Raw genomic sequence first — 18,056 nt, forward strand, 5'->3', positions numbered from 1 at the left:
ATTTATTTTAATAGCCGCTGTTTAGTGATAGTAAAAGGTCCTAACTAAAAAAGGCCATCTCATATTATTCTGAGATGGCCTTTTTTATGCTAAGTCTGCGATCAATTATACGTAGGAAACTGCCTTTATAGCTTCCATTGTTCTTTTTACGCTCGGAAGTATTACTTCTATAAGAGTGGGAGCATAAGGTAATGGCACATCTAAACTGTTGATCCTGTGGACGGGAGCGTCAAGATAATCGAAGGCATGTTTTTGTATATGGTAAGTGATCTCTGAGCTAATTGCGGCCAGTGGCCATGCTTCTTCAACAATCACCAGTCGGTTAGTCTTTTTCACGGACTGAACTACCGTATCATAGTCGATTGGTCGCACAGATCTGAGGTCTATTACTTCTATACTTATGCCCTCTTTTGCCGCTTCTTCGGCAGCCTGCATGGCTACTTTCATGAATTTACCAAAGGATACCAGTGTTACGTCAGTGCCTTCTCTTTTGATATCCGCTGAACCTATTGGAATAATGTATTCTCCTTCAGGCACCTCTCCTTTATCTCCATACATTAATTCAGATTCCATGAAAATAACCGGATCATCGTCTCTAATAGAAGACTTTAGGAGACCTTTAGCATCGTAGGGATTAGATGGTACAACTACCTTCAAGCCTGGTGTATTGGCAAACCAGTTTTCAAAATTCTGTGAGTGTTGTGAACTGAGCATTCCGGCATTTCCGGTAGGCCCTCTGAATACGATCGGAATATTAAATTGTCCGCCTGACATAGACATCATTTTTGCTGCTCCGTTAATTACCTGGTCTATTGCCACGAGAGAAAAATTGAAAGTCATAAATTCAATGACAGGGCGTAATCCATTCATGGCCGCTCCTACACCTACTCCTGCAAAACCTAATTCTGCAATGGGTGTATCTATAACTCTATCAGGACCAAATTCATCAAGCATGCCTTGGCTAACTTTGTAGGCACCATTGTATTCAGCAACTTCTTCTCCCATTAAGAAGATTTTCTCATCTCTTCTCATCTCTTCACTCATTGCTTCACCGAGGGCTTCCCTGAATTGTATTTCTCTCATAATATCTGATTACATGTTCAATCGTAAAAATAGTATGCAGATGGTTAACTGCAAAATTAGGTATGGACAAAATAAAAGCCCTGTGACCAAGTCACAGGGCTTTTATTATTTTTTTTCAATTTCTTACTTTAAAACGCTTCTAAAACTTTCGTTTGATACGTAAGATGCAAATTCAAGATCTTCCAAAGCTGCTTCCTTTAAAGAAGGAGTAGCTTTTACAGCAGAAGTTAAATTACTGATAACATCGGCTTCATTACTTAACCTGGCACTGGCAACCGCAGCTCCATAATAAGCAACACCCATGTTGCTATCTTCAGTTGTGGCTTCTTTGAATGAAGTCAATGCATTTTGATAGTCTTTATTAAGAATTTGTGCAAGCCCCTTGTTGAACAGGTTAACGGCGATGTTAGAGGCATTTGAAGTTGAACGAACAGCATCACCATATTTTGCCAACATGATCTCTATTGAACCTTTCACTCCATTTACGCCTTGAGCAGACTCGCCAGATAAACCAGAAGCCTTGGTAATATGATCGTACGCTTTGCTGGTGTTACCTTTCATTAAATGAACAGAGGCAAGGTTCGCATGTACTTCTGCACTGGCATTTTTGTTAGCAGCAATTTCTAATTGCGCTAAGGCCTTGTCTCCGTTTGCGTCTGCATTACCTTCCATAGCCATTGCGATGTAAACTGCGCCTAAGTTATTGTGTGCATTCCAGCTACCGCTCTTTTTAGTGGCGGCCTTGTAAATGGCTTCTTTTTCTGACAAAGAAGGTGTCAGTGTTGCACCATACATAAGTTCTTCTTCTGAAAGAGTATCCGCAGAAACTGAACCGCCAGCAATTTGCTTGGCTAAAACGGATATTTCAGCATCTGTTTTCTTTTCTTTTACTTTCAATATCTCAGTTTTAGCTACTCTTAATTTAGGATATAGTTCTCTGAACACTTTTTTGTATGTAGCTAATGACTGAAGCTTATCTTCTTTTTCTTCGTATGAACCAGGTCCGTTTACGATATCAAGATAGGCAGATTTTTCTTCCGAAGATATACCTTCATAAGCGGCTAATGAATCTTTAAATACTGTCCAGTCCTCTACAAGATCTTTCGTGATAAACTTGATAGAATCGGCTTTACCAGCATAATCATATTTTTTCATTTGCTTTTTGTAGAAAGCACTAATGGCTTCAGCCCTGTCTTTGGCCAGTTTGCTATTGACACGCTCTTCACCTTCTGGTGAGTGAGTACCCGTGATAGTAACAGTTCGGGTTACATTCTTTGCAGCGATGAATGCATCAAGCTGCTTACCTCTGTTACTTCTTCTTTCCGAATATTTCAATACGGACCTGCCCTGGTCAAAATAGAAGTTAACTTTAACAGGTGTTAACTCTTCCTGATTATTGTATCCATGATCGGCGTAAGTAGCAAAATATACAGGCTCTACTAACTGAGAGGTTGTAATTATACCAGGAGCTACACCCAGCCTTGGAGATTCCTTAGACTTATTGTTCTTAGGGTCAGAAGCTACACCTTGTACTTCTAACATACCTGTTTTCATAGCAGGGCTATAGGCGAAACTATATTCCTTGCTTGCTTTGGGCTGCTCTGTTGAAGCGTTAGGGTAGTCATCTGCTTTGAATTGGATAGGTTCCAATGCAATTTCGTTATCACCATATTTATAGAAGGTGTTGAGGGTATATATTTTGCCCTTTTTCAACATTTTCACAGGGAGATTGGCTGACATCTCAAATGAGACGGTATCTGCATGTACTTCCAGCGGCTTTGGTGATACGGTCAAGTTTTGTTGATCGGCCATTTTCACCATCTGATTCAGAGCACAGCCTGATAGTGACATCACCGCAAACAAAGCTATAGCGTAGAATAAATTTCTCATCGGATTTACGTTTTTAAATTTTTTTCGTGGAATTAGGTTAACCTTGTGTGTTCAATTTTACCTGCAATAATAGCAAAAAAATAGTAATGAACTAGTTGTAAAAGCACTAATATGGCCTATATATTTGTGAAGACGCATATTTATCGTTAAGTCTCAAATAATCCCGATCAAGTGTCTTGAATTGTTGATCAAAGGCTTGTACCTTTACTAATTGATAAAGATGATGAAAAGATTACAGGTTTTTATAGAAAAATACGCTTTTGGGGTATGCTCTCATTTAGGTGAAAAAATGGGTATAGCTTCTTCAGCTATCCGCATCACTTTTATATACGCATCCTTTATTACTTTCGGATCACCGATTATTATATATCTGGCATTAGCTTTCATAATGAACATCAGAAAATACCATAGAAGGCATAATCACGCCTGGTATTATTAAGGTAGATCATTGTATTTTCTTATTCCTTTCATGAAATATTGAAATACAATTGACCCTTTATAGATTAACTGATGCCGATCACTTGAGTTCATTTTCTTTATCTGTCTTCTTTTTTCAGCGGTAATGCTTAGTTTCTGAAGAAAATGGAGGTTTGCTTTAATTACAGCCAATCCATCTTTCGGGCTATCAAAAAGAGTAAATTTGACAGCTGCAATAATGTCTAGTATTATTCTTGCCGGGAGCTTCCAGATGAGTTCTTTCGTGGAGCTATTTTTATAGAGAAGGGTTAGTCCATTACGAAAATTGAGGTAAGTCTTTCTTGGATTGGTTCGTTGCAATGTGCCTCCTCCTACATGATAGACTTTGCTGGAACCATTGTACATTACTTTGTAACCAGCTGCATTGATCCTCCAGCATAAATCTATTTCCTCCATATGAGCGAAAAAATCCGGGTCGAGACCTCCCAATTCATGAAAGACGTCTGAACGAATGAAAAGGCACGCACCGGTAGCCCAAAATATCCTTTGAAAATCATCATATTGACCCTGATCTTTTTCTAACGTAAGGAACAGCCTTCCTCTGCAAAAAGGATAACCGAGTATGTCCAGTTGCCCACCACCTGCTCCGGCATATTCAAAACGGTCCCTTTGATTGAAATCAAGGATCTTGGGCTGTGCAGCGGCTATTGTGGGGTCTGCATCCATTGATCCGACCATGGGCTCCACCCAGCCGGGCGTTACCTCCACATCAGAGTTAAGAAGTACATAATACTTTGAAGTTACCTGCGTCAATGCCGTATTATACCCTTGGCTATAACCCTGGTTTTCATCGATTATTATTAATCGAATATTGGGGAAATTTGATTTTAAATACTGGACAGAATCATCGGATGAGTTGTTATCAGCTACTATTACCTCACATCCGGGACTATTGGCTAAGACTCCTGGCAGGAAACGTTCCAGGTAGGCCCGGCCATTGAAGTTAAGAATAACAATGGATACATTGTCCATCTACATTAACCCACCGAGGTCCAGGCCTGGAATGTTTGGCAACAACCCCTCTGTACTTTTTTTCATTTCCTCTTTGGCGAGTATTTCCACCTCAGCAGTGGCCTTGTTGACAGCAGCTATTATCAAGTCCTGGAGCATTTCCTGATCTTCTGGTTTGATAAGGTCCTGGTCCAGTTCCAATTTGATTACTTCTTTTTTGCCGTTTACCGTAGCTTTCACCATACCACCTCCTGATTCTGCTGTGGTTTTAATATTTACCAGATTATTCTGAGCTTCCTTGACTTTGGCTTGAACCTCTTTCATCTTGCCCATCATTTTCATCATATCAAACATAGCTGCATACTTTATATTATAATCTATGTGCCGTTCTAAAGGGGGGACAAAAATGGCGTGATTAAGAATGAAATCAAAGAGTTAGTGTTTTTTTCGGTTTGCTTATCTGATGAGAAGTACGGTGCCGGTTTTTGCGATCTCACGACCCGCCTGGTCTATGATCTCTACTTTGAATACATATGTGCCTAACGGTAAATCTTTTCCTTCAAAAGTGCCATCCCATCCGGTTTCAGGATTGTCGGAAGTAAAAACAAGTTCACCCCATCGATTAAAAATATTTAGTTCATACGATATCATAAACTTACCATTAACAGTAAATGTCTCGTTGATATTATTCCTGTTGGGAGTGAAGGCATTGGGGTAATAAATATTATTGGGTTTAATAATGGTAAGCACATTTGAAAAAGCTTCTGAAAGAGAATTATCGATGGGGTTAGCGCGTATGCGATAACGAATTACCTGTTCCGCATCGTTATTATCGATTTCCTGTAGTTCAGAGGCTGCTGAGACAATAGCAGGTGCAGGAGTATTAAGGTAAGATTTTTCTATTGTGTAATTACTCAGACCATTTTCCCACCCTTCATAATCATTCCAATCCAGCCTGATCGTATTGTCAGGGGAAATGGTACCTGTAAGTAGCATAGAGCATGCAATAACCCCATCTTCATTACGATTGCTGCACTCATCGACAGCATCTATCCTGTAGCAATACGAAATTTCATCAGGGATTAAATTTTCTTCTCTAAAACTTGCTTCTGTAATGCGGGCAATGGTACTGAGGGAGTTTACATTGGTGCCCCTTGATATGGCGTATTCTGCAATCGGCTCAGCCGGATTTTCCGGCCATATCAAATCAATGGCGTTTCCCTCTACACTTACCGTCAGGTTATTAACCGGTTCGGGAGGTACGGTGCTGAACGAGGTGCCACATCTTTCCAGCGATTTGCTAATAAATCCTGCCGCATAGTTTGCGTTAAGTACGTAACAATATTCTGTGTCACAATCTATGTCGGTATCATTCGAGGAGGTACCCGTCAGACCGGGGCGAACCAATTGACTTCCCCCTCCATTTCGTCTAAATTCGAAATCATCAATAACCCCCAATGCCGGGGAAGACCAGTTTAATTCGTTCACATTATCCTCAAATGCTACATTAAATAAGACATTACAAATGACCGGTGACGTGACTTCTGAACCTGCACACGGGTCTATCGAACGGATCCGGAAGCAATAGAAATTGTTTTCAAGATCTAGGTTTTGGATAGTATCTTGTTCTGAAGTGTCTTCTAATAAAGCATTGAAACTGGTCCAGGCCCCATCGTTAACACTTATTTCCAGGCGATGTTGAATGTCCGGTTGTAAATTGTAATATAAGGCCAATTGGTCGTTAGTAAGGCTTACCAGTGAATCGAATGAGGATGGAATGATAAGATTTACAGGAACCAGATCATCATTTGTGAGTGCACAATTGTCAGCGGAATTAGTATCTATCCCCCTGACTGAAACGATACGAGGAACCGTATTTGCATAGTTGTGCTCAGCGTTGGAGGCGCCTAGTGGAACTTCCAACTCCGGGCTGCCATCGCCAAAATTTATAATGTAGTTATTGTATTGATTATCCTGGATATCTACTTGTATTGAGCGGCCTGCACATGAATAAATGTTGAAGTCAGGCGCCGTTTTATCATTGATCTGAATATCCATAAAGTCTGGTCCGTTAGGTCTTTCGAATAAGACCTGAAGTCGGTAATTACCCGCTTGAGTATAGGTGAATTGCTCCGGATTAGGTTTTACAACAAATACATTCTCCTCTAAATAAGAAAAATCACAACAACCTATGCCAGCAAAGCAATCGCAAGGCGAAGTGGCGGTCATGCGAATGATAATTTGTAAGCCCTCACAGCCTCTAACGATGGTTCCGGAGCACCCTCCCGTACAGTCATTTATTACATCTACTTCAAACCAGCCCTTTTCACTCGTATACTGACCGTATACGTTTGGCGTACTTAGAATAGCAGCAAGAAAAATAATGGTTTGAGGTATTTTCATCATTCCAACTCTTCAGGTTTCAGAAACGCAATAGTTTGTTGGATGTCATCGTGCAGGATACGATCATTTTCTATGAACGAGATAGGTTGCTTGAAATTGTCCATGAAGTTCTCCTGTGCCTCTGAAGGACTTAGTTGATGTCTGTATTGGATTATCGGTGTTGAAAGCTTTTGTTCTTTTGTAATACCCCATAATTTAGCCATTGACGTCAACAAAAATACTATTTCTGATATAGTATAGACTTTACGCACTTAGTCAATGGATAGTTTTCCGATGATACTTTCTAATGTGCATTTTTCTTCATTTCCGGTATGCATATCTTTAAAAGTAAGCAAGCCGGTGTTAACCTCTTCTGATCCTACAACGATCACATAAGGGATCCCTTTTTTATTTGCATAACTAAATTGCTTTTTAGGTTTGGCCGGATCAGGGAATATTTCTGAGGAAATACTTTTCCTTCGAAGCCTGTTTAAGGCACCCAGCCCATATTCAAAAGAAGTTTGATCCAGATGAATAATAAGCACTTTGGTGCCTGTGAGTTTGTCAGAAGGAAATAAGTCAAGCTCTTCCATAACATCATAGATGCGATCTACTCCAAAAGAAAAGCCTACACCACTTAAGTCAGGAACACCGAAAACCCCCGTAAGATCATCATAACGTCCACCTCCTGTGACGCTTCCCATGCTGACGTTATTCACTTTTACCTCGAAAATGGTGCCGGTGTAATAGGAAAGCCCTCGTGCAAGTGTAACATCCAGCTCTATGTGGTGATCATCCAGTCCGAACTTTTGGACCATAGCTAAGATGGATTCTATATCATTGATACCTTCTTCACCTGAAGGAAAGCCTTCAAGCACATTTTTCAGAATATTCAACCTTTCTAAGTTCTCACCACTTATGTTCAAAACTTGCTCAGCTTTTTCCACTGATTCATTTGTTAGCCCTCGATTGACCAATTCCTGTTTGACTTTGGCCATACCTATCTTATCGAGCTTGTCAATAGCCACTAAAAAATCGGTTTCCTTGTCTTTCGCCCCTATATATTCCGTAACACCATTCAGTATCTTGCGGTGATTCATTTTAATGGTGAAATCGGTAATCCCTAACTGTTCAAAGACCTCATTGATCATAAGTATGATCTCGGTTTCACACAGTAGTGATTCTGTACCTATTACGTCGGCATCGCATTGATAAAATTCTCTGTAACGTCCTTTTTGAGGGTTATCAGCTCTCCAGACCGGCTGCATTTGATAGCGCTTGAACGGTATAGTCAGCTCATGCCTGTTTTTAACTACATATCTGGCGAAAGGTACGGTAAGATCATATTTGAGGCCTTTTTCAGAAACCTTAGGCAGTACTTCTTTTGAACCTGAAGTAAAATCGTCTGAGGTAACCTTTCCTAAGAAGTCGCCTGAGTTAAGCACTTTATACAATAGCCGATCACCTTCGTCGCCATACTTTCCGGTCAGTACGGATAAGTTTTCCATTGCCGGTGTTTCCAGGGGCATAAAGCCGTATTTTTGAAAAACATCTTTTATATTTTGGAAGATATAGTTTCTTTTGGTCATTTGTTCCGGACCAAAATCACGCATTCCTCTGGGTAAGTTAGGCTTTTGACTCATGGCGGCAAAACTACAAAAAAGGCTGAAAACCGTTTTTTATTAGGAATGACCTTACACAATTTACAAATACCTTTTTTCTATTAGAAATTATTACTTTAAGTTTGCACCCTATTTTTATTAAGATACGATTGAAATGGCAGTTACCAGACTAAAAAGAAAAGCAAAAAGAAATAAATCCAGAGCGAAAGCAAGGAAGCAAGATATTCAACGACTCAGTCAAAAGCCTGTGATTAAAAATGTTGATATAGAGCAGATCAAAGAAGAATTTGCTAAAGGAGGTAAGAAAACCACTGCCAAGGAGAAAAAAGAAGTAACAGAAAAAAAAACACCTAAGGCAGCAGAAGCAAAATCCGATGTTGCAGTGGAGGAGGCTCCGAAGAAAAAGGCAGCACCAAAAAAGAAACCTGCAGCCAAGGCAGAGAAACCGGTAGCTGAGGCTAAAACTGAAAAGAAGCCTAAGGCAGCAACTAAGGAAAAAAAGCATAAGGAAGACAAAGAAGATAAATAATCAGATCTTAAACATAAATAAAACCTTGATTTGATCAGGGTTTTTTTATGCCCTTTTGCCAAGTTCTATCACTTGCATATTTTCAATTTTGGCTTGATTGATCTCAAACCTCATGAGTGTTTTGACCTTGTGAAAGCCTTGTATTCCGGCTGCGCCCGGATTGATATGTAGTAAGCCGTTCTTTGGATCTTTGATCACTTTAAGAATATGTGAATGTCCGCATATGAAAATATCGGGGACCTTATCCGCCAGTACCTTTTTTGTTCTGGCATTATACCTGGGAGGATAGCCTCCTATATGAGTGATCCATACATTAAGGCCCTCACAGGAAAACCATAGATCTTCCGGACATAGTGTTCTTATGTCATGTCCGTCGATATTTCCATAAACTCCTCTGAATGTCTTAAACTGTTCTAATTGAAGGACAATGTTTGATGTGCCTATGTCTCCGGCATGCCAGATCTCATCACAAGATTCAAAATGTTGGAATATACGATCATCCAGGTGACCATGGGTATCTGATAGGAGTCCGATCTTCATATTTATGCTAAATTAAGTGATTTGAGAATGATATTTTTTTTCTAATGCGGGAACGAATGAATTATTTAATGGATTTACTTTATTAATTTCACCAAGTACTAACTCAACTTGAAGCTATGGCACTGACACCCTCCACTATGATTCCTCTGGGAACTGAGGCTCCTTTTTTTAAGCTGCCTGATACTATTACGGATCGCATGTATGACTTGAATGATTTTCAGTCTGATGTTGCAACTATTATTATGTTCGTTTGTAATCATTGCCCTTATGTGAAGCACGTACAGCCAGAACTGGTTAAACTTGCTGAGGATTATATACCCGAAGGAGTCAAACTAGTGGCTATTAGCTCCAATGACGTAGAAAACTATCCGGAAGATTCGCCTGAACTGATGCGTGAAGAAGCCAAAAAATGGGGTTATCCTTTCCCTTATTTATATGATGAAACTCAGGTTGTGGCAAGATCTTTTGATGCTGCCTGTACCCCGGATTTTTATATTTTTGATAAAGACCTTAAGCTTGTCTACCGAGGTCAGTTGGATGACTCGCGCCCTGGTAATGGAAAACCGTTAACAGGAAAATCCATAAGAGAGGCACTCAATGACCTTTTAAAAGGAAATCCTATTTCAGAGAACCAAGTGCCCAGCCAGGGATGTAATATAAAGTGGAGATAACACTCCGGGTGTAGTGAATTTATCTATGTTCCCCGTGAGCTTTATCCTAGTTAAAGTAAGTAATACAACTATTTTTAAAGTTTAAACAAGAAGCATTACATGAGCAAAATTCAAAAAATCCTGATCCCCACAGATTTTTCTACCCAGGCTCAAAAGGCCGTACAATATGCAGTAGATTTTATTAAAGAGGACAGCGACATAGAGCTTCTTTTGGTTCATGTCTTTGATCCGGAGAACAGTATTGTGACAGTGGATGAAGCAGAGTTACAATTAAAAAAAATACAAGAAGAGACGATCAAGCCAAAGGGCATACCAAGTGATTTCATTGTGCACTCAGGTGAACTTATGACTTCTCTGCAAAAGCTTCAGAAAGATGAAAACGTCGATTTGATCATGATGGGGACGGTAAGACCAGAATCCCCTGATGTAGAGATGGTGACCCGTGCCGCTCAATTCGTTAAGGCAGCGGACTGTCCAATACTTATTATACCTGAGAATGTACAGTCTTTCAGACTTAAGAAAATCGCCCTTGCATTGGGTAAAAATGAAATTGACGATTCGTTTGCACTAGGTATCCTTCACTTTATTGCGCGTTATTTTGATGCGAAGGTGCACATACTCACTATTACAAGCGATGATTCTTCCTCCACTGTGGAAAATAAGAATGCGGCTACATTATCATATTACCTGGAAACAATAGATTATGAACATCATTTCCCGGTTTATTCAGATATCGAGCAGGGAATTACCGAATACGTTGCACAGAATAATATTGATATGGTGGCCATACTACCACGAAATCATGCTAAAAAGGATAAACCATCCGAAGGTAGACTTACGAAGCTGTTAGCTCTTCATACGCGCGTACCTTTGCTTGCTATTGATTAAGCATATAGTCATGTGATTTTGAAAAATACCCGGGCCCTTCGTGCCTGGGTAACTTTAGTTAAAAATCAGCTGCTTGCCTGTGATTTAACAAAAAATCCTTCCAATGTGTAACCAATCCGATTACACTAAGTTTACCCCGATGAACATGAGCATCATATAACTAACCGGTAGACTTGGAATCAATTTCAGATAATGCTCTCATGCTTAATGTGCGTGATGGGAAACTCGACCATTTGGGGCTTTTATTCGAAAGATATAAGAAGATACTTTTTGGATTCTTTTACAACCTCAGTGGTGATCCGAACCTTAGTGAAGACCTGGTGCAAAGCGTATTCGAAAGAATATTGAAGTATAGACAGGGCTTCAAAGGAGATGGTGAGTTTAAGCTATGGATGTTTCATATTGCCAGGAATGTGAATATAGACCACTACCGGAAAACGAATAAACTTCAAAAAGAAGATATTGAACATTGGAGAGAGCGTATAGGGGATAAAGTATGCAATAGTGAGGAGGCTATGGGTAAAGCTGAGGAACTTAAGATCCTTCAAATGGCTATCGCAAGGCTGGATATGGAAAAAAGAGAGGTGATCATTTTCAGTAAAATTGATGGTCTGAAGTACAAGCAAATTGGAGAGCTGTTAAACTGTAGCGAGGGAGCTGTTAAAGTAAAGGTTTTCAGGGCTATGCAGACTCTGAAAGCGGAGTACCTGAAAATTGAAAAGGCAATTTGAACGAATGTAGCGTGGAAAAGGATAAAGATAGACTTATTGAAAAATACCATCAGGGCAACCTGACATATGAAGAAGGAAAGCAGCTTGAAAGCTGCATCGAAAAGGGCATCATTAAGCTGGAAGACCTTAGCGACCTGTGTCATTTGAATAAAAAGTTAGACATGATGGCTTCCGTTGAACCTTCGGAAAGCCTTACCTATTCCTTTCATCAATTATTAAATGAACAAAGGAAGGCGAGAAAACCATTGGGCTTTAAACTATCCGGTATATGGAATGCAAAACCCATATTTCGTTGGACGTATAGTTTAGCGCTCATGATGGCCGGTATTACCATCGGATGGTTGGCTAAAAATAGCAATGCTACCCATACTGAGGTAGGTAAATTATATGCCGAAGTACAGGAAATGAAGGAAATGATGATGCTCACACTTCTTGAAAAAGAGTCTACCAGTGATCGATTAAGGGCGGTAGGGCTGACCAGTGATATTTCCGAGGTGAGTGATAAAATCACGGATGCACTTTTGAAGACATTAAATAATGATGAAAATGTAAATGTTCGATTAGCAGCATTAGAAGCATTATTTCCCTATGCCAGTAATACCAAAGTAAGAAAAGGACTGATAACCTCTATTACAAACCAGGAATCACCTATGGTTCAGATGGGGTTGGCAGAAATGATGGTGGCCCTGCAAGAGAAACGAGCTATTGGCTCTCTTCGAGAGCTACTTAAAAAAGAAGAAACACCGCAGGAAGCGAAAGACAGGATAAATGAGAGCATTCAAATCCTGATATGATAGAATTAAGCTCAAAATCTGGTCCAAAAAATAAATAGGATAAGTTAACAACGAAAATCATGAAAAGTCTCAAACAATTATTAGCAGTAACGTTGGTCATACTTACTGTTCCGGCAGGAGTATCTCAAGATAATGGCGAATTTACTGTGCCATTTACTGATCCGGGTAAACGTGGAAAAATAAAAGTAGATATCAGGAAAGGTTCCATAGATGTGATCGGGTCAGAGCGTAAGGATATATTGATCAGATATTCTCCGGCTAAATATAAATATAAAGTGAAGAATAAAGAGAAGGAAAAAGCAAAGGAGAAAGACGGTCTTAAAAGGATCTCCAGTGGATTAACTAATCTCGAAGTCAGTGAAAAAAACAATTACATTAACGTAGAGTCTGATTCATGGGAAAAAGGGATTGATTTAGTCTTTGAGGTCCCTAAAAATATAGACTTACATGTTGAAACTTATCAGTATGGAGATATTTTTATTAAGAATATAGCGGGAGAAGTAGTCGCTGATAATTATAATGGTAAGATAAAAGCTGAGACTATTTCAGGGTCATTAGTGGCAAATACCTATAACGGATCTATTAAAGCAACTTTTATTACCGTAAAACCTGATACACCTATGGCTTTTACCACCTACAACGGAGATGTTGACCTTTCTCTACCGGCTGATTTTAAGGCATCTCTCAAGATGAAAACATCCCAGGGGGAAATCTACTCCGGATTTGATTTTAGTGCAAAAGAAACTAATCGATTGAAAGAGGAAAAAAAGTCTGGCACCTACAAAATTTATTTGGAAGATTGGGTGCGAGGAGATGTTAATGGTGGTGGGCCTGAGATTATGATCAAAAATTATAATGGAGATATCTATCTACGCAAGTAGAAACAGCATCTCTTTATTTCTTGCCAAACCAGTTGATTTTATAGGTAGGCCCGGAAGCCTACCTTTCTTTGATGACTACATTCGATCATTACTTTTAGAGAACCACACCAAAACTGAAGGCATTAAGTTTTGGCCCCTTGTTATCCGCAAAAAGTTCATTAAGATCATAATTAAAGAAGAGGTCCAGGCCCCTAAAGCCTACTTGGCCACGCACACCATATCGGATATTATTTAGGAAAAAGCTGTCTTTATCTCTATCTCTTTCTTTGTCTCCATCCATTTCGGTGACATATTTGGCATAACTCATAATCCGGTATCCTGCGTACATGCCAGCTCCTATGCTGAAATCACTTCCATTACCACTACATTCCCAATGCCTCCATCGTTTATGACGACGACTATTTGTGCCAAATTTTAAAGTGGGAACAGCGCTGACGTTCACAAAGGCGGCTGTGAGCTTACTTTTCCTAAAGTCAATATCTTCAGTAAACTGGCTGAAAACGACCCCATCAGGTTCTTTTGTTATACGTACCGATTCATCCTGGAACTTGAAATTGTACCAGCTCACATCTGCCCCCCAATCCAGGTATAAAGGGCCGGTAATTTGGGTCTCGTTGATGGCCTTAAGTGCAATGTACCATGACCCCCAGGGGCGAACTTCATATAATTCATTGTCTTCAACGGGTGATTTTCCGCCTTCCAGGTAGTCGTTAATGCCCAGATCGATCCTAAAGTCGCTGTAGGTTCGGTAGCGCCTCTTTCTTTTCTCCTTTTTTTCAGTGTTATCCTGAGAATATGCTCCTGTTACGAATCCTGTTGCCAGGAAAATGGTTAAAAATAATTTCATCCTTTTCATCATTTTTGAGTTTTGATCCTGTTGTTATATATACATAGTTATTCCATTTGCAGTATCCTTGAGGACCTGCATCCATAAGTTAAATTTTCTTGTTGTTTATAAAGTCAGGCCTATGCTGAAAGCATTAAGTGCTGGCCCTTTTCCTTCATTAAAGAGCTCGTTAATATCATAATTAAAGAATATGTCAGTACCGCCAAAGCCTATTTGAGCGCGTATACCATATCTGAGGTTAGATAAGTTGAAGCTGTCCTTATCCCTGTCCTTGTTCTTGTCACCATCTTCCCTCACTACTATTTTACTGTAACTTCCAATACGATAACCAACATAACCTCCCACGCCAAACCTGAAGCCACTTTTGTCCCCTCTTTTCTCGAACCAGTCACGGTTTCTGCGCCTGCGAGGTTCTTCTGAAACGAACATAGGAACCATTGAAAAATTGACATAAGCCGCGGTGAGCTTGCTTTTCACATAGTTTAATCCGGCGTTATCTTCCCGGAATTCAATCACATCACCATCTACTATCCTGACAGCATCATTTTCAAATTTGAAGTTGTACCAGGTGATACTGGGACCCCATTCCAGGAAAAGAGAGTTACTCAGATGAGTTTGGTTTACTGCGGCAAAACCTATGTACCATGATCCCCATGGACGTACGGAATACAAGGCATTGTTCTCATCCGGAAAATTTCCATTTTCCAGGTAGTTATTGGTACCCAATTCTACATTGACAAAATGATAGGTAGAACGTCTCCTTCGATTTCGGTCGCGATCTTCTTCCCGGTCTTTTTCACGATACTTTACGTAGCGTACCTCATCATACTCTTCTAATTCTTCTTCGACTCTATCCACTACTATGGTAGTGTCTGCCAGGGTACTTGCGTTTGTGTCTGTCATGGTCGAGTCCTGATTTAGCTTCAGACTAAGTTCTTTCAGGATTTGATTAAGGTCATAGTTTTTTAATCGTTCCAGGTCTTCCTGGTCCCTTACCAGAAAGATGATCTGACTTTCCCCCACATTAATGATTAAAGAATCGGTGACTTCTTGCGCTAAAATAGGAGGTATGTTACTCCCAAGTAGAAATAGCAAGAGCGCCCATGATAACCTCAGTTTTGGTGTTGTTATGTTATTTTGAGTTGTCATGTTCTCTTTTTTTGGAGTTCAGGGCAAGCAAGTTGTTTTTTGCCTCCCGAAGCTCTGCCAGTCCATCTCCTTCTCTAATATTTTTCACAAAACCAATGATCTTCTTGAAGCCTTTTTTATCCATTTCTTCAGGCGTATTCTCTTCCGGTCTCTCATCAGTGATGGCGGCAACAGCTATCTTGGCATTAAACTGTTCTATATCAAAGGTTAATGTCTTGCCCTCAACCTCAGATGTCTTTTGTTCTGTAGATGCCATAGTTGCCATTTTGGTTGCATTGGTGCCTGTAGTTTGCTCGGCTGACACCTCTGGCACTTCATTTTTCTCTACCTTTGTTAATGTTGCTGTAGCTTTTTGGTCAGCTGTTATTAGATTGGTCGTATTTTTACTCTTTTTCCTAAGTCCTTTCTTCACCGGTATAGCAGTGGTTCTTTCAGGCTCATCCTTTTTTGCAATCACTTGCTCAGTGGCCATCGATCGTTTTGAAATATCATTTGTTGCGAGGGGCGGTGAAGCTTCAGCCGTAATGTTTTGTGGTGTCCTGGATTCATCTGTAATGGGTTCTTCCATTAGGACAGGTTTCTTTTGTTTTATCTCATCATCATTCTTTACCTTGTCAATGCTATCTTTAAAAGCAATGGGCTGTTGCTTTTCTTCTAAGGCAAACCGCATGATAACACCCCCAGCCATGAAAAGTAATAGAACCGCAGCTGCTATCCTGGTGTAAAACCAAATGCCACGATTTTTTCCACTATTGATCCCCTGCTCTACTTTAGACCAGGATCGGGGTGAAGGCCGTTTTTGTAATGCCTCCAGTTTATTTTTAAAAAGGTCATCTAGCTCCTGACTGCTCATGCCTATTGTATTTTTTGATTTAATAGCTGTTCTGTTTTAAGCAATTTTTTTTGGAGTAAGCCCCTGGCTCTGCTCAACTGTGATTTTGAGGTGTTCTCACTAATACCCAATTGCTCTGCGATTTCCTTGTGTGAATAACCTTCTACAGCATACATGTTAAAAACCGTTCGATATCCGGTGGGTAACTGATGCACCAATTGGAGAAGATCATCTGCTTCCAGCTCACTGTTCAGCGTGTGATAGTTAGGTTCGCGGTCAATCGTTTCGATATCTACTTCCAAATACATGTTCTTATTCTTACGTATGAATGTAAGCGCTTCATTTACCATAACCCTTCTTAGCCAACCTTCAAAACTTCCTTCACCCTTGAACTGGTCTATTTTTCTGAATACTTTTACAAAACCACCTATCATTACATCTTCTGCCTGATCCGGATCTTTAATATACCGGCAACAGGTGCCCAGCATGGAAGCAGCATACCTGTTATACAGTGCTTCCTGTGCCTGACCGTCTTGCTGGCAGCATTTCCTGATCAGAATATCTTCTTCAGATCGATGAATTTTGAGTGTCATTTAAAGTGTTCTCGAAGACTAGATGCAATATACTAAACAAGGGTTGCACCTTAAGTTAAAAAAACACTTACGCCGATTTTTCAGAAGGGTAGACCAGGCCTATATCGTTCCTGATTTTGTCCATAAGAGAAAGAAATTCTCTGCTTTTTGACAGCGGCACTACTTCACTTTCCATTTTGCCTGCAAGAACTGAACGCGTTACTTCATCCGCCTCAAAATTGTATCCTATGGATTCGCGAGAATCTTCAAAAATAACAGGTTCTGAACCATCATATTGTGTCAAGATGGCCTTACGTGCCTTCCAGAAATTAGGAATATGTATATGCCCTTTTGTACCATAGATAAAACCATCGTTAAGCATGGAGTGTCCTACCGAACAAGACAGGTCTGCCAATATACCGTCAGAAAATCTTAGTTGATAAATATCTGTAATATCTACATTGGTGGGGGCTTTAGAAGACATTACCTGCACGTCTTCTATTGGGGCGTTGGAAAATAGCAGAGAAAGTGCAATAGGATAAATGCCTACATCCAGTAAAGCACCACCCGCCAGATCAGGGTTAAAAAGCCTTGATTGAGGGTCGTAATTGGCTTTAAAACCGAAGTTTGCCTTGATCATATTAATTTCACCAATAGCGCCTTCAGCCACCCATGCTTTGGCTCTTTGCAACGGAGGTAGAAAATAGGTCCACATGGCTTCCATCAAAAAGAGCTGCTTTTCACGAGCGAGTTGCGTTAATTCATCTAATTCATGAACATTAATACCAATGGGCTTTTCGCACAGTACGGATTTATTGTTTTCCAGACATAATAAAGTGTTCTCCCGGTGTAATGTGTGTGGTGTAGATATGTATATGACATCTATATCCGGGTTTAAGGTTAATTGTTCATATGAACTATGATATGTTTTGATTTGGTGAGTTTCAGCAAATTGCCGGGCAGAGACCTCTGTTCTCGAACCTACAGCTACGAGTTCGGCATCCTTTACAAACCTAAAATCCTCAGCAAATTGCCGGGCTATCTTTCCTGTTCCGAGTATTCCCCATTTTACCATAGGTATTGTTGGTTCCTGGTCGTTCTAAAGTGGATATCGATTGAATGTTAATGTTGGACACTTTTGTTTATTTAATCAACTTTCTGACGGGTAATTATCATTGATATAACGGTATTTCATCTCTTGCTTATGACTGATGGGT

At 40.0% G+C, this 18,056-nt stretch carries 20 protein-coding genes; 7 read left to right on the forward strand and 13 right to left on the reverse strand.

The annotated features are described in order from the left end of the window. Nucleotides 1-105 precede the first annotated feature (105 nt). Nucleotides 106-1,083, reverse strand: a complete 978-nt coding sequence (locus tag FNH22_RS17735; RefSeq protein WP_143399768.1) for a pyruvate dehydrogenase complex E1 component subunit beta — start codon at nucleotides 1,081-1,083, stop codon at nucleotides 106-108. Nucleotides 1,084-1,206: 123 nt separating this feature from the next. Further along, complete coding sequence (locus FNH22_RS17740; protein ID WP_143399769.1) at nucleotides 1,207-2,973, reverse strand: tetratricopeptide repeat protein; 1,767 nt, start codon at nucleotides 2,971-2,973, stop codon at nucleotides 1,207-1,209. A 223-nt stretch (nucleotides 2,974-3,196) separates the two neighbouring features. Here FNH22_RS17740 and FNH22_RS17745 point away from each other — a divergent pair, with 223 nt between their 5' ends. Then, nucleotides 3,197-3,412, forward strand: coding sequence for a PspC domain-containing protein (locus FNH22_RS17745; protein WP_143399801.1), 216 nt, complete (start codon nucleotides 3,197-3,199; stop codon nucleotides 3,410-3,412). On the opposite strand, the gene FNH22_RS17750 is transcribed toward FNH22_RS17745, so the two are convergent. The 5 genes from FNH22_RS17750 to hisS all read right to left on the reverse strand — a co-directional run bounded on the left by FNH22_RS17750 (nucleotide 3,409) and on the right by hisS (nucleotide 8,426). After that, a complete protein-coding gene (locus FNH22_RS17750; protein WP_143399770.1) occupies nucleotides 3,409-4,422 on the reverse strand; it encodes a glycosyltransferase family 2 protein in 1,014 nt (337 codons plus the stop codon). The genes FNH22_RS17745 and FNH22_RS17750 overlap by 4 nt on opposite strands. Next, nucleotides 4,423-4,755, reverse strand: a complete 333-nt coding sequence (locus FNH22_RS17755) for a YbaB/EbfC family nucleoid-associated protein (RefSeq protein WP_143399771.1) — start codon at nucleotides 4,753-4,755, stop codon at nucleotides 4,423-4,425. Between the two features lie 102 nt (nucleotides 4,756-4,857). Further along, nucleotides 4,858-6,807 (reverse strand): gliding motility-associated C-terminal domain-containing protein, encoded by a 1,950-nt coding sequence (locus tag FNH22_RS17760; RefSeq protein ID WP_143399772.1) that lies wholly within the window; start codon nucleotides 6,805-6,807, stop codon nucleotides 4,858-4,860. Then, nucleotides 6,804-7,055, reverse strand: a complete 252-nt coding sequence (locus FNH22_RS17765) for a hypothetical protein (RefSeq protein ID WP_143399773.1) — start codon at nucleotides 7,053-7,055, stop codon at nucleotides 6,804-6,806. The genes FNH22_RS17760 and FNH22_RS17765 overlap by 4 nt, the downstream gene beginning before the upstream one ends. Then, complete coding sequence (gene hisS / locus FNH22_RS17770; RefSeq protein ID WP_143399774.1) at nucleotides 7,056-8,426, reverse strand: histidine--tRNA ligase; 1,371 nt, start codon at nucleotides 8,424-8,426, stop codon at nucleotides 7,056-7,058. It abuts the gene before it with no gap. A 133-nt stretch (nucleotides 8,427-8,559) separates the two neighbouring features. Between hisS and FNH22_RS17775 the strand changes: the two genes are divergently transcribed. Further along, complete coding sequence (locus tag FNH22_RS17775; RefSeq protein WP_143399775.1) at nucleotides 8,560-8,934, forward strand: hypothetical protein; 375 nt, start codon at nucleotides 8,560-8,562, stop codon at nucleotides 8,932-8,934. A gap of 45 nt (nucleotides 8,935-8,979) precedes the next feature. On the opposite strand, the gene FNH22_RS17780 is transcribed toward FNH22_RS17775, so the two are convergent. Beyond that, nucleotides 8,980-9,474 (reverse strand): metallophosphoesterase, encoded by a 495-nt coding sequence (locus FNH22_RS17780; RefSeq protein ID WP_143399776.1) that lies wholly within the window; start codon nucleotides 9,472-9,474, stop codon nucleotides 8,980-8,982. Nucleotides 9,475-9,590: 116 nt separating this feature from the next. Between FNH22_RS17780 and FNH22_RS17785 the strand changes: the two genes are divergently transcribed. The 5 genes from FNH22_RS17785 (at nucleotide 9,591) to FNH22_RS17805 (ending at nucleotide 13,439) form a co-directional block, all read left to right on the forward strand. Further along, complete coding sequence (locus FNH22_RS17785) at nucleotides 9,591-10,145, forward strand: thioredoxin family protein (RefSeq protein WP_143399777.1); 555 nt, start codon at nucleotides 9,591-9,593, stop codon at nucleotides 10,143-10,145. A 99-nt stretch (nucleotides 10,146-10,244) separates the two neighbouring features. Then, a complete protein-coding gene (locus FNH22_RS17790) occupies nucleotides 10,245-11,033 on the forward strand; it encodes a universal stress protein (RefSeq protein WP_143399778.1) in 789 nt (262 codons plus the stop codon). Nucleotides 11,034-11,206: 173 nt separating this feature from the next. Then, nucleotides 11,207-11,764, forward strand: a complete 558-nt coding sequence (locus FNH22_RS17795; RefSeq protein ID WP_143399779.1) for an RNA polymerase sigma factor — start codon at nucleotides 11,207-11,209, stop codon at nucleotides 11,762-11,764. Between the two features lie 11 nt (nucleotides 11,765-11,775). Next, complete coding sequence (locus FNH22_RS17800; RefSeq protein ID WP_143399780.1) at nucleotides 11,776-12,558, forward strand: HEAT repeat domain-containing protein; 783 nt, start codon at nucleotides 11,776-11,778, stop codon at nucleotides 12,556-12,558. A 59-nt stretch (nucleotides 12,559-12,617) separates the two neighbouring features. Next, nucleotides 12,618-13,439 carry a DUF4097 family beta strand repeat-containing protein gene (locus FNH22_RS17805; protein WP_143399781.1) on the forward strand — a complete coding sequence of 274 codons (822 nt, stop codon included), beginning with the start codon at nucleotides 12,618-12,620 and terminating at the stop codon, nucleotides 13,437-13,439. A 94-nt stretch (nucleotides 13,440-13,533) separates the two neighbouring features. On the opposite strand, the gene FNH22_RS17810 is transcribed toward FNH22_RS17805, so the two are convergent. The 5 genes from FNH22_RS17810 to FNH22_RS17830 form a co-directional block, all read right to left on the reverse strand. Further along, entirely contained in the window at nucleotides 13,534-14,286 is a 753-nt protein-coding gene (locus tag FNH22_RS17810) for a hypothetical protein (RefSeq protein WP_143399782.1), read from the reverse strand. Between the two features lie 105 nt (nucleotides 14,287-14,391). Next, nucleotides 14,392-15,435: a hypothetical protein gene (locus FNH22_RS17815; protein ID WP_143399783.1), complete on the reverse strand. Its 1,044-nt coding sequence runs from the start codon at nucleotides 15,433-15,435 to the stop codon at nucleotides 14,392-14,394. Beyond that, nucleotides 15,419-16,288 (reverse strand): hypothetical protein, encoded by an 870-nt coding sequence (locus FNH22_RS17820; RefSeq protein ID WP_143399784.1) that lies wholly within the window; start codon nucleotides 16,286-16,288, stop codon nucleotides 15,419-15,421. The genes FNH22_RS17815 and FNH22_RS17820 overlap by 17 nt, the downstream gene beginning before the upstream one ends. A gap of 2 nt (nucleotides 16,289-16,290) precedes the next feature. Next, nucleotides 16,291-16,860, reverse strand: a complete 570-nt coding sequence (locus FNH22_RS17825; RefSeq protein ID WP_143399785.1) for an RNA polymerase sigma factor — start codon at nucleotides 16,858-16,860, stop codon at nucleotides 16,291-16,293. 67 nt (nucleotides 16,861-16,927) lie between these two features. Further along, complete coding sequence (locus FNH22_RS17830; protein ID WP_143399786.1) at nucleotides 16,928-17,914, reverse strand: Gfo/Idh/MocA family protein; 987 nt, start codon at nucleotides 17,912-17,914, stop codon at nucleotides 16,928-16,930. Nucleotides 17,915-18,056: the final 142 nt, after the last annotated feature.

Origin of the sequence: Fulvivirga sp. M361 (assembly GCF_007097395.1) — a bacterium.
Taxonomy (GTDB): domain Bacteria; phylum Bacteroidota; class Bacteroidia; order Cytophagales; family Cyclobacteriaceae; genus Fulvivirga.